This is a genomic window from Salmonella sp. 2020_1459, from assembly GCF_043847915.1.
In the GTDB taxonomy this organism is placed as follows: Bacteria; Pseudomonadota; Gammaproteobacteria; order Enterobacterales; family Enterobacteriaceae; genus Salmonella; species Salmonella enterica.
This window is the reverse complement of sequence record NZ_JBCMFA010000008.1, coordinates 281,823-294,582: the sequence shown is the minus strand read 5'-3', so window position 1 is coordinate 294,582 and position 12,760 is coordinate 281,823. Positions and strand designations below refer to the sequence as shown.

Annotated in this window: 10 protein-coding genes; 3 read left to right on the top strand and 7 right to left on the bottom strand. The window is 52.2% G+C overall.

Annotation, left to right across the window (positions count from 1 at the left end; translation table 11 throughout):
- Positions 1-3: 3 nt before the first annotated feature.
- The 3 genes from ACH0VJ_RS20440 to ACH0VJ_RS20430 are packed head-to-tail and all read right to left on the bottom strand — an operon-like array spanning position 4 to position 3,758.
- Positions 4-813 carry a DUF2877 domain-containing protein gene (locus ACH0VJ_RS20440; protein WP_000821185.1) on the bottom strand — a complete coding sequence of 270 codons (810 nt, stop codon included), beginning with the start codon at positions 811-813 and terminating at the stop codon, positions 4-6.
- Between the two features lie 11 nt (positions 814-824).
- Positions 825-2,084, bottom strand: coding sequence for a DUF1116 domain-containing protein (locus ACH0VJ_RS20435; protein WP_000495330.1), 1,260 nt, complete (start codon positions 2,082-2,084; stop codon positions 825-827).
- Positions 2,085-2,093: 9 nt separating this feature from the next.
- Entirely contained in the window at positions 2,094-3,758 is a 1,665-nt protein-coding gene (locus ACH0VJ_RS20430; RefSeq protein WP_000580904.1) for an acyl-CoA synthetase FdrA, read from the bottom strand.
- A 315-nt stretch (positions 3,759-4,073) separates the two neighbouring features.
- Between ACH0VJ_RS20430 and allD the strand changes: the two genes are divergently transcribed.
- Genes allD through allE form a run of 3 tightly spaced genes read left to right on the top strand, consistent with a single transcriptional unit; the run spans position 4,074 to position 7,176 of the window.
- A complete protein-coding gene (gene allD, locus ACH0VJ_RS20425) occupies positions 4,074-5,123 on the top strand; it encodes an ureidoglycolate dehydrogenase (protein ID WP_000703934.1) in 1,050 nt (349 codons plus the stop codon).
- Between the two features lie 21 nt (positions 5,124-5,144).
- Entirely contained in the window at positions 5,145-6,380 is a 1,236-nt protein-coding gene (allC, locus tag ACH0VJ_RS20420) for an allantoate deiminase (RefSeq protein ID WP_000589759.1), read from the top strand.
- A gap of 10 nt (positions 6,381-6,390) precedes the next feature.
- On the top strand, positions 6,391-7,176 hold the full coding sequence (allE, locus tag ACH0VJ_RS20415; protein ID WP_000540985.1) for a (S)-ureidoglycine aminohydrolase: 786 nt from the start codon (positions 6,391-6,393) through the stop codon (positions 7,174-7,176).
- 79 nt (positions 7,177-7,255) lie between these two features.
- Here the strand turns inward: allE and glxK are convergent, their stop codons facing one another.
- The 4 genes from glxK to ACH0VJ_RS20395 all read right to left on the bottom strand — a co-directional run bounded on the left by glxK (position 7,256) and on the right by ACH0VJ_RS20395 (position 12,678).
- Positions 7,256-8,404, bottom strand: a complete 1,149-nt coding sequence (gene glxK, locus ACH0VJ_RS20410) for a glycerate 3-kinase (RefSeq protein ID WP_000706326.1) — start codon at positions 8,402-8,404, stop codon at positions 7,256-7,258.
- Between the two features lie 22 nt (positions 8,405-8,426).
- The gene (locus tag ACH0VJ_RS20405) at positions 8,427-9,725 is read right to left on the bottom strand and encodes a uracil/xanthine transporter (RefSeq protein ID WP_000484505.1); all 1,299 of its coding nucleotides are present in this window, start codon (positions 9,723-9,725) and stop codon (positions 8,427-8,429) included.
- A gap of 58 nt (positions 9,726-9,783) precedes the next feature.
- Complete coding sequence (gene allB / locus ACH0VJ_RS20400; RefSeq protein ID WP_000006865.1) at positions 9,784-11,145, bottom strand: allantoinase AllB; 1,362 nt, start codon at positions 11,143-11,145, stop codon at positions 9,784-9,786.
- Positions 11,146-11,223: 78 nt separating this feature from the next.
- Positions 11,224-12,678, bottom strand: a complete 1,455-nt coding sequence (locus ACH0VJ_RS20395) for a putative allantoin permease (RefSeq protein WP_000401063.1) — start codon at positions 12,676-12,678, stop codon at positions 11,224-11,226.
- Positions 12,679-12,760 lie beyond the last annotated feature (82 nt).

Genomic DNA, 12,760 nt, shown 5'->3' with positions numbered 1-12,760 from the left:
TCCCTATCCTTTTACTATTTGTTGTCCAAGCCAGAACCCCAGCAGCGTATCCGCGCCAGAGGTGTGCCCCAGCGCCAGCAGTCCATCAATCGCCGTTTCTGTGCGAGCATCTCGTCGCAGCGCATGAATAAAGTGGAGTAAAGGCGACGCGAAATAACCCATAGCCGCATAGCGTAAATAACTGACGCTCACGAGCGTCGTCGCCCGATCAAGGCTGCCGGATTGGGCAAAAAAATTACGCCCGGCGCGTTCATCTATGGCGCCAAAATACCAGGCCGCCAGCAACATTCCCGTCAGCGTGTCGTCATGACTGGGCGTTAAGCCCGGCCCTTTACCCAGCCATAGCCGCCAGTCAGTCGCAGCACCTGCAAGCGCCGACTGAAAGCAGTGACAAAACTGGCGAAGTTCCGGACATAGAGGCTGAGCTGCGGCGACGGTTAACGGCCCAAACAGTCCCGTCTCCTCACTACGCTGCATGTACGTCGCGTTAAGACGCGGCGACGCAAGATAGCGTGGAACCCGCAGCGAACAGCGCCTCTCCGGCTCGCATAAAAGAAACTCGCCAATCTGAATACCGGCAGCGGTTGACTGCGGTTTTTCGCCATCGGTGAGCACATCGCGCAATGCGTCAAAATCGCCGCCGCGCAGTATCCACCCTCCCGGACTGAAGCCGCTCCCCCGACGGTGAAGCGTTAATAACTCACCGCTTTTCGCCACAAAATTAATAGAGCGACGCCATAACCCTGACATCTGCCAGGGTTGCCGATAATCCGCCGATTGTCGGCTTGCCATAAGAGGATGGATACGTTTCATGAGACGCTCTCTTAACTTACGCCCATGCTTTCCGCCAGCGCTTCCAGCGCCTGCTCGAAACAGGCCAGCGGCGCACGGACGGTTCCCGCGCCAATCTGTCCAATCCCCGCTTCTTTATGCGCGATACCCGTGTTAATCAGCGGCGTAATTCCGGTCTCGACCACGCGGCGGATATCCAGCCCCAGACAGGCCCCCTGAAAATCCCAGCCGGGGATTTGTAGCTGCATGTTGCGTTCGAGATAAATTTCAGCCATCTCTTCAGAAACAGATTTCGCCGCTTCCATTCCCCCGGCACCGACAAAACGCGTTACGCCAGGCGCGGCAATCATCGCAGCGCCGCCAATACCAAACGTTTCAGTAATGGCGCTGTCGCCCATGTCCGGGTTGGCCTGATCCTGCGAAAAACCGGTAAAAAATAGCCCCTGCGGCGTATTAACAGGCGCGGTGAACCAACGGTCGCCCAGACCGCTAACCCGAATGCCAAACATATCGCCATTACGGGTCATCGCCGTCACAATACTGCCGGCGCGAATCTGCGCGCCCGCGTCCATGGCGGCTTTACAGTAGGCCATCGCCAGATTAAGGAAGAATTGATCGGTGACGCTCAGAAAATCCATCACTTCCGCTATCTGCTGCTTATCGTGTTCCAGACGGGCTATATGCGGCGCCAACGTGCGCATCAGCAATGCGGAAGAGGCGATATTGCGCTGGTGGAATTCATCTCCCATCGTAATGCCCTGCGCCATCATTGCGGTCAGGTCGAGGCCCCGCTCCAGACGTCCCAACGCCGCGCTTAATACCGGCATCAGCACATCACGCATCCAGCGCAAACGTTGCTGAACATCCTCGCCATAGGCACCGAAACGCATCACTTTGCCGATCCCTTCGTTGAGATTGCAGTACGCGCGATTGCCGTCGGTGATATTTTCCACGACCAGCATCGGCATACTGGCTGACGTGATACCGCCCATCGGCCCCACGGCGTTAACGTGATGGCAGGGAATAAAGTTGACCTTTCCCTGCTCTAACAGCGCGAGCGCGCTCATTTCATCTTTGGCCCATCCTTCAAACAGGCATGCGCCGATACAGGCGCCTTTCATCGGGCCGGTCATCTCTTGCCAGCGCATCGGCGGGCCGGCATGAAGAAGCGTTTTCCCTTGATTGAGCACGCTAATTAATGAAGAAGCTGGCTTCACATCCAGCCAGTGCGGACGTGCGCGACGAATTTGTTCGATGACTGCAGCGTTGGCTTGCGCCACTGATGTAAACATGGGAACCCCTTATTGCAAACGTTCTAACAGACGAGCCAGTTTTTTATTACCGCCAGCGACAGGCGCCCACTGGTAGTGCACCACGGGCATACCGGCAGCCTGTAAATCCAGCGCGAAGCTACGTAACCCGGCATTAATCACCGCTACCGCTTCCAGTAACCGGGGAGCTGATGGATGAGTTGAAGAGAGGGGTGGTCGAATCAGTTCCGCGGCCAACAGAGTGGCTTCGGGAAGAGAATCCACTACCGTGATGCCGGCATCTTCGAGCGCGGCGATTTGTTGCGAGCGGCACTGAGGATCGCGTTCCGTTCCGGTGACGGTTGCGATGGCGAACAGCGGCTGATCGCTGGCGCGTGCGGCGCATGCCTTCTGCCAGGCCTGAATCAGCGATGCGGCGGGATCGGCGGTCGCGCCAAAACCAATAACGACGTCCACTAATAACACGCGTACCTGCGGCTGCGCGCCAAGCCCGGCGATAAGCTGATTACGTAACGCCGGGTCGATCATCGGATGTGGTCGCCCAACGGTATAAAAGTCATCGCCCAGATCGATAATCTGGTGGCCGTCAGCGTCAAGCATCATGCCATGGTGATGTTCCGTATCCGCCGCGACGCCCAGATAGCCGGCCAGCAGCCCCGCCGCTTCCGCCGCCAGCGTTCCGCCGGTATAGAGGCCACGAATCACGCCGCCTGTTGAAACCATTTCTTTACGCTGCGACGTCACGCGAGACAATAAACATGCCAGGCGGGCGGCTTCATCCAGCGTCGAGGCAAACCAGACGTTTTCCTCACGCGCAACGGGGGAGGAAAACCCTAAGAACAGCGCTACAACGGGTTTCCCGGTGGCTTTCATCGCCGCGATAATATGCTGACGAACCGCATCGGCAGGCGGTTTGGAGACAAAGGCCAGCACCTGGCTCTTTTCATCCGCGCTGAGTATGTCCAGTGCCATTAGCGCGCTGATCCCGCCGACCTCGGCGCTCAAATCGCGTCCGCCAAGCCCGATGGCATGGGTAATCCCTTCCCCCGCCAGCGCAATCTGTGAACAGAGCTCCTGAATACCGGTGCCGGAAGCGCCAATCACCCCGATGTTGCCCTCTGGCATGACGTTAGCGAAAGCCAGCGGCGTATTGGCGATCATAGCGGTGCCGCAATCCGGCCCCATGACCAGCAGTCCTTTATCACGCGCCCGGCGTTTTAGTCTGATTTCATCGTCCAGCGTGACATTATCGGAGAAGATCATCACGTTCAACGAACGATCCAGCGCCTGCTCCGCCAGTTCCGCCGCATATTCGCCGGCCACCGATACCAGCGCCAGATTCGCCTCTGGCAGTTTCTGACAGGCGCTTTCCCAGCGTCTGACCTGGATTAACGACTGGCTGCCGCTGCTTCCCTGCGCCAACTGCTGCAATGCTTCTTCGAGCTGTTGCACAATCACCTGCGTAATGCCGTCATCTACCGCTTCGGTACGAATCGCCACGCAAATGTCATTGGGCGTAGCGCCATGAAAATCGTCATGCCAGAAACCGGTAGTTTCCAGCAGCGACTTATTCGCAGGCGTTCCCATCATTACCGATACATCATCAACATTTTCGGACTCACTCAGCTTTCGAGAAATAATCATTAAGCTGACAGAGTCCTGAAAACACCCTTTTTTAATAAAGGCGTGGATCATAACAACTCCTTAATAATTGCACCCATTGCAATTGCACGAGCAGTGTTAATGTGCGCTTCACGGTATATATCCGGGAGGGTAAATAGAGTGATTAACGTCACATCAAATTTATTAACAAAAGAATTCAAACAACGGCTAAAGGATTAGTTATGATTTTCTAAAAAAGCTTTTTATTTAAGCAAAAAGATAAAACCCGCCTGATTATCAAATAAATTCTAATTATATTTTTTTGCCTGTCTGGATCACATAATCATTTTATTTTCCCGGTATGTTAATCGCAGTCATGCTTCACACCGTCGTTAAAAAGGAAGACAGATGAAAATCAGTCGGGAAACACTCCATCAGCTTATCGAAAATAAGCTTTATAAAGCCGGACTAAAACGTGAGCACGCCGCCATCGTCGCCGACGTACTGGTTTATGCAGATGCCAGAGGTATTCACTCACATGGCGCCGTACGCGTTGAATATTATGCCGAACGAATTTCAAAAGGCGGCACCAACCGGGAGCCGACGTTCCGCATTGAGAATACCGGTCCCTGTACGGCGATACTGCATGCCGATAATGCTGCCGGACAGGTCGCAGCCAAAATGGGAATGGAGCATGCTATTGAAATAGCCAAAAAAAATGGCGTCGCGGTTGTCGGCATTAGCAGAATGGGCCATAGCGGCGCCATCTCTTATTTCGTCCGCCAGGCTGCTCGCGAAGGCCTGATTGGTCTGTCTATCTGTCAGTCCGATCCTATGGTCGTGCCGTTTGGCGGGGCGGATATTTACTATGGCACTAATCCGCTGGCCTTTGCCGCGCCGGGCGAAGGCGACGACATCATTACCTTTGATATGGCCACCACCGTGCAGGCCTGGGGAAAAGTCCTCGATGCACGGTCCCGCAATGAGTCCATTCCGGAGAGTTGGGCCGTTGATAAAAATGGCGCGCCGACACATGATCCTTTTGCCGTCAATGCGTTATTACCCGCCGCAGGCCCGAAAGGTTACGGCCTGATGATGATGATCGATATTCTGTCCGGTATTCTGCTGGGGCTGCCGTTTGGCCGCCAGGTCAGTTCGATGTATGAAGATTTACACGCCGGACGCAATTTAGGACAACTTCATCTGGTCATTAATCCGGCGTTCTTTTCTTCCTGTGAATTATTCCGCAAACATATTAGTCAGACCATGCAGGAACTCAATGCCGTGAAGCCCGCCCCCGGTTTTAAACAGGTTTATTATCCTGGACAGGATCAGGATATTAAACAGAAAAATGCCGATATGAATGGTATCGATATTGTTGATGATATTTATCAATATCTGATTTCCGATGCCCTCTATCTCAAGTCATACGAAACAAAAAATCCCTTTGCCCAATAATTATTGAAACAGGAATTTTCTATGATAAAGCATTTTCGCCACGCGATAGAAGAAACATTGCCCTGGCTCTCTTCCATTGGAGCCGATCCTACGGGTGGAATGACGCGTTTACTTTATTCGCCTGAGTGGCTGGAAACACAGCAGCAGTTTAAAAAGCGAATGGCAGAAAGCGGTCTGGAGACACGCTTTGATGACGTCGGAAATTTATATGGCCGCCTTTGCGGCACACAATTTCCGGAGCAGGTGATTTTAAGCGGTTCGCATATTGATACGGTCGTCAACGGCGGCAATCTGGACGGGCAATTCGGCGCGCTTGCCGCCTGGCTGGCGATCGACTGGCTAAAAGCGACCTACGGCGCGCCGCTGCGCACCGTCGAAGTAGTGTCAATGGCAGAGGAGGAAGGCAGCCGTTTCCCTTACGTTTTTTGGGGCAGCAAGAACATTTTTGGCCTGGCGAATCCTGAAGAGGTACGCCATATCCAGGACGCCAAAGGCACAGGCTTTGTCGACGCTATGCAGGCGTGCGGATTTACCCTTCCCGCCGCGCCGCTCGCTGCGCGAACCGATATCCGCGCCTTTGTTGAATTGCATATTGAGCAAGGCTGTGTTCTGGAGAGCAACGGACAGTCGATTGGCGTCGTCAACGCCATCGTCGGGCAACGTCGCTACACGGTGACGCTCAACGGCGAGTCCAACCATGCAGGCACAACGCCAATGGGCTATCGTCGCGATACGGTGCACGCCTTCAGTCGTATTTGCAGTCAGTCCATTGAAAAAGCCAAACAGCATGGCGATCCCCTGGTATTAACGTTCGGCAAAGTTGAGCCGCAGCCGAATACGGTCAATGTAGTCCCTGGAAAAACCACATTTACAATCGATTGCCGGCATACGGACGCCGCGGTACTTCGCGAATTTACCGAACAGTTGGAAAACGATATGCGCGCCATCTGCGATGAAATGGATATCAGCATCGATATCGATTTGTGGATGGACGAAGCGCCGGTGCCGATGAACGCCGAACTGGTCGCGGCCCTCACCAGGCTGTGTGAAACCGAACAACTGAACTATCGCATAATGCATAGCGGCGCAGGTCATGACGCGCAAATTTTCGCACCGCGCGTCCCTACCTGTATGATTTTCGTCCCCAGCATTAATGGTATCAGCCATAACCCGGCGGAACGTACCAACATTAATGACCTTGCTGAAGGGGTCAAAACTCTGGCATTAATGCTGCATCAACTTGCCTGGCAAAAATAAGGAGCCATCAATGGGATATCTGAATAACGTCACGGGTTACCGCGATGATTTACTGGCGAACCGCGCCATTGTGAAACACGGTAACTATGCGCTCTTAACGCCGGACGGTCTGGTGAAAAATATTATTCCTGGCTTTGAAAACTGTGACGTCACAATCCTTTCGACGCCGAAGCTGGGTGCTTCTTTCGTCGATTATCTGGTCACCTTACATCAGAATGGCGGCAACCAGCAGGGCTTTGGCGGCGAGGGGATTGAAACTTTTCTCTATGTCATTACGGGAAATATTGAAGCTAAAGCAGAAGGAAAAACATTCTCTTTAACTCAGGGCGGATACCTCTATTGTCCACCGGGCGAGATGATGACCTTTAGCAACGCTCAAACGGAAGACAGCCAGCTATTTTTATATAAACGCCGCTATACTCCTGTCGAGGGGCATGCCCCGTGGTTGGTTTCCGGCAATGCCAGCCAGCTGGAGCGTATTCATTATGAAGGCATGGAAGATGTTATTCTGCTGGATTTCCTGCCTAAAGAGCTGGGCTTCGATATGAATATGCATATTCTGTCGTTCGAACCGGGCGCCAGCCACGGCTATATTGAAACCCACGTCCAGGAACATGGCGCTTATATCCTTTCCGGCCAGGGGGTTTATAACCTCGACAACAACTGGGTGCCGGTGAAAAAAGGCGACTACATCTTCATGGGCGCTTATTCCCTGCAGGCCGGATACGGTGTGGGTCGTGGCGAAGCATTCAGCTACATCTACTCCAAAGACTGTAACCGCGACGTTATGATTTAACGGCGGACAGCCCTCCTGATTATTTTTAATTTAGCTATGTTGGATTTTGCCACGGTGAGAACCGTGGCTTTTTTTATGCTTAACGAGTCCCGATGTCCTGGCCAAGTTTGATGACGCGGGCAATATTACAGGCGCTGTGGTAGAGATTTTGTTCACCGTTCGCCAGAACTTCCGGCAAAGGCGCCAGCCGCGGCAAAATACTGAATACCGCATCAATACCGTGGCGATGGACCACTTCCACGCCGTCGCCCAGTACGCCGGCAATGCCGATAACCGGGACGTGATGCCGTTTCGCCACTGACGCAACGCCTATCGGCGCTTTTCCTCCCGCCGTTTGCGAGTCGATTCGCCCTTCTCCGGTAATCACCAGCGAGGCCTCTTTTACCGCCTCCTCCAGCTTCACCGCCTGCATAACAATCTCAATACCGGGCTTCATTTCCGCTTCCAGGAAGACGATAGCGGCAATCCCCATTCCTCCGGCCGCTCCACCGCCCGGTATTTGAGACATGTCGCGTCCGGTCAGGGCATGTAAGACACGGGCATAATTACGTAATCCATTTTCCAGCGTCTCGACCATTTCAGGCGTCGCCCCTTTCTGCGGACCGAATACCGCCGCCGCGCCGCGTGGCCCCACCAACGGGTTATCAACATCACAGGCGACCTCAATACGACACTCTGAAATTCGCGGATCGCACCCCTGCAGGTCAATGCTCGCCAGGCGCGATAAATTGCCCCCTCCGGCGCCAAGCGGCGCTCCCTGCGCGTCCAGAAAACGCACACCGAGCGCCTGCGCTACTCCCATTCCGCCATCCACCGTGGCGCTGCCGCCGATACCCAGAATAATATGGCGAATCCCCGCGTCCAGGGCGTGACGAATCAATTCGCCGGTGCCGAAACTGGATGCCAGCAGCGGATTACGCGCCTCGGGCGCCACCAGCATCAATCCGCTCGCCGCCGCCATTTCAATAATCGCCGTTTTGCCGTCGCCGGTCAGGCCATAAAATCCGTTTACTTTTTCCCCCATCGGCCCGCTAACGTCCACAGAAACCCGTTTCCCGCCGGTCGCAGCCACCATCGCGTCCACGGTTCCTTCTCCGCCATCGGCGATCGGTAAACAAACATAGCGCGCATCAGGAAATACGGTTGAAAATCCCGCTTTAATAGCCTGACAGCATTTATCAGCGCTTAAGCTCTCTTTAAATGAATCTGGCGCAATTACAATCTTCATCATGTCTCCTTGTTTTCTCACGTTATTTAATGCGTTCCCACGGAATAAGATTTTCCATAAGCACTGCCAGTAAGATTCCCACCAGTAATCCGTTACTAAGCAGAGGACGAATCATCAGTGGAAGATCCTGTAAATAGACCGGAGGAAGCCCCATCAAAAAAATGCCGACAAAAAGCGGTAATGCCAGGCGATAAATATTCCGCGCGGTAAACGTAATTTGCTGGCTAAAAACCAAACCGGAATAAAGTAAAGGTAAATAAGAGACCAGCATAACGGCGCTGCTGATCGCCAGTGGAATAGCGCAAAATAAGCGGGTTAACGGCGTTATAATGGCAACCAGCAGACACAGCGCGCTACCGCAGATAAAGGATTTGCGAGAACTGTCGCCGGTTTGCGTTAATAAACCAATGGAAGATACAAAAGGCGAAAAAGGCACGACCGCGAAAGGCACCGTCACTAACGTCATCAGTCCGGAAATCATAAAGCTTCGGCGATAACGAGAACTGCCCGACCCTTGATGCAGATAAAAGATATCGGTACCGCGGATGGCGCCGTAAGTGTTGCTGATGTTGACTAACCCCGTCATCACCGCCGTCACAATAATACCCGGCATCAGCGTGCCGTGGCTGCCCAGAGGAAACCATCGCCAGCTTAATTCACCCGGCGGTAAGTGTGATGAAGGAAAGCATAACCGCCATAGCCCCCACCCGACCACGGTCCCTACCAGTAACGCGTAACGGGAGATACGCTGTTGCAGGAAAATAATCATCGCGAGGATAAAACACATCACCGCGACCGCCAGCCCAAAGGGGGCCAATTTGATTCTGGCGCTGGTATCGGCAATGCCAAAAGGCAGCCCCAGCATGCCTTTAAAAAATATTGAGGTCAGCTGCGCGCCCAAAAGCAGCATGAAAAAAACCATTACCGCCGGCGTAAACAGGCGAGCCAGACGGTGTCCTAAGCCGCTAATGCCGATAAATATCGTCACCATTGCGGAGATCGCGATCCCGACCGACAGGCTGGAGGCGATATCGTTCAGCGGCGTGCCGCGAGACGCCTCGCCAAGCGTAATCGTAAGAATAGCGCCCCACCACAGCCCTGTCGGCCCTTCCATAATGGCCCGGCGATGGCCGCAAAATGCCTGAACCAGGCAGGCCAACGCGGTGGTCAAAAAAGCGTATTGTGTGAGCATTAACAGGTTATCAGCGGGAAGATGAAAAGCGGACAGCAAGGTAGGGGGAACCACAACCGTGTTACAGAAAATAAAGAAAAACCACTGAAAGCCGGACAACACACTTTCGCGGTTAATAACAGGGAACATATCCACACCTTAAAATAGAGAATGCCCGTCGTGACGACGGGCATTAAATCACACCGGATTACTGCTGATGTTTAAGGATAAACTGACCTTTTGGCGGCACAGGGAAGCCATGCTCGATGTCATAAATAACATCGCCGCGCAAAATCGTTTTGGTAATACGCGCGCCAATAGTACGGCCAACATACGGACTGACTTTATGGCGATATTCCAGGTCTTCATTTTTCAGAACATAGCTGCTGTCAGGCTGAATAAAGACCAGGTCAGCATCTTTGCCGGGGGCAATACGTCCTTTATGTTTCAGACCAAAAATATCGGCGGCGTTGGTCGCCATTAATTTGCCAAACATCGGCAACGACATACCGCGTTTTTGCACCGCTTCATCAAACATGACGTCCATGCAGTTTTGCAGTCCGGCAATTCCACCCCATGCTTGCATGATATTGCCTGCTTTCATTTCCGGAGGACATGGAGAGTGGTCGGATACCAGGCAGTCGATTTCGCCGTTAAACAGTTTTTCCCACATCCCTTTCTGGTTTTCCTGGTCGCGAATTGGCGGAGAACATTTTGCCAGGGTGCCAATCTCTTCGAACTGATCGGTATCGAGGACAAAATAGTGCGGGCACGATTCACAGGTGACATCCTGACCTTCCTGACGCGCGCGCGTTACTTCCTCTACCCCCTCCGGGCTGCTGATATGGCAAACGTGCAGACGGCAACCTGCCGCTTTCGCCAGATACAGCACGCGACGAATGGCTTCCACTTCAGTAAATACCGGACGTGAGGCGACATAATCATGCGCCGTTACGCGACCTTCGCGTTTAGCTTCTTCGCCCAGCTCATCGCAAATCAGAGCATTTTCGCAATGTACCAGTACCGTCTGGTCCATTTCCCCCAGTTTTTGCGCGCCTTTGTAAAACTGCCAGTCATTAACGTCGCGAAAATCATTATCGATGCCACGATCGCCGCAGGTGGCGACAAAGCACTTGAAGCCGACAACGCCCACTTCGTCCAGCTCATGCAGCCGATCCAGGTTATAAGAAACCAAACCACCCAACTGCGCGGCGTCGATGGTCAATTTACCTTTTGCCGCGTCAAACTTGAGTTCAATCGTCTCACGATCGACCGTCGCCGGCAGCTGATTGAGCGGCATCTCAATCATCGTGGTAATACCGCCTTTCGCCGCCGCGCGCGTACCGGTTTCATAGCCTTCCCAGTGGGTACGGCCCGGTTCAGAAATGTGGGTATGCGCGTCAACCATGCCCGGCGAAACGATCAATCCCGTCGCATCCAGCACATTTTTCGCTTCCCCCAGGTTCTCGCCAATCGCGGCGATTTTTCCGCCCTGGACGGCGATATCGATAACTCTCGCTTCGTTTTCTAAGATGACAGTACCGTTCTTAATAATTAAATCAAAAGACATAACAAACTCCTTGTATGGATACAGATAGTTTTTAAATAGCGCACACTTCATTAAATACGCTTAATGCTTTTTCAATATTTAACCTGCGAGTTTTTTCTCTCCTGTATTTTCAAAACCCGTGCGTTTCTTCAATAGCGCATAAGCAACGAACGCAACTATTACGCCTACAAACCAGGACACGCGGGATAAAGGCTCCATAAATGGTATAAACTTGCCGCCTAATGACAGAATGACTGCGACCAGGGTGACTGAAAATGCAGTCAGGTTAAATCCATTATCATAATATTTGTAATCACCGCTGGCGGTGTACAGCTCATCAAGATTAATTTTTCCACGCATTACCACAAAATAATGAGCTAACATTACGCCGATTACCGGGCCAAGCATACCGCCGATAATATCGAGGAACAGATAAATACTGTCCTGATTCTCCATTAATTTCCATGGGCAAATCAGTAGACTGATAATACTGGCAATCATTACGCCATTTTTATAGTTAAGCTTTGTCGGGGCAAGCGCCGCAATTTGATACCCCGCAGGTATAATATTACCGGTGGCGTTGGTTGAAATTGTCGTCATCAGAATCACCAGCACCGCAAAAAATGAAGCAAACAGGCTGTCCCAGCGCTGCACAATATCCAGCACGTTCCAGGTATCCATACCATAATGAATACTGGCTCCGGCAATAATGCACACGCTGGCTACGGCGAATAATATATACGCTACGATAAGCCCCAATGTTTGTCCCAATGCCTGAGCGCGAAATGAATGCGCGTTTTGCGTGAAATCGGACGCACTCACCGCTGGCGCAGCCCAGACGGCGACTACGGCGTTAATCACCACCAGGAATAGAAAGCCGCTGTGCTCTGCTTTTTGCACGCCTGAAGGCAGATAGTCCAGAATCGGGCCAATGCCGACCAGCGATATTGCCCAAATAGCCATGCCGCCAAAGACAATGTAAATACATGGATTGAGGATAGCGGTAAATTTATTTAATACTTTACCACCGCCAAAACCGATGCCAACGTTAATAATCCAAAAAATTAGAAAAGTAATTAGTCCTGGCAGTGAAAGACCCAGCAGCTTGAAATCTCCGCCTAATGTCAGAAATCCTGGCCAGATCTTCCCAATCAAAATAAGAAATGCCAGCGATCCCGCGTAACACTGTAAGCCGAACCACATAATTGCCGCGATTCCCCCTCGCAATAATCCAGGGAATAGCGCGCCGCGGACGCCGTAAGAACCTCGCAATATCATAGCAAAAGGAACGCCATATTTGCTGCCTGCCGCGCCATTCATTACCATCGCCGCCGCAATAAATAATGCGCTGATAATAATGGCCAACATGATATTAAATGTTGATAGCCCCAGTATAAAAAAACCGCCGACCATAACGTAATTTGGCACGTTATGTACAGATCCCATCCATAAGGTGAAATAGTTAAATGCCTTCCAGTTTCGTTGGGTTTCTGTTTTAGGTAATAAGTCTTCGCTATAACCGCGCTGCTGGTATAGCTCTCTTTGATGTTCCATAAATCCCTCTTTTCACGCATCGGATAACGTTGTTATGGGTTTAGCTATGAGGAACAAATAAATATAAAATAAAGAATTAGTA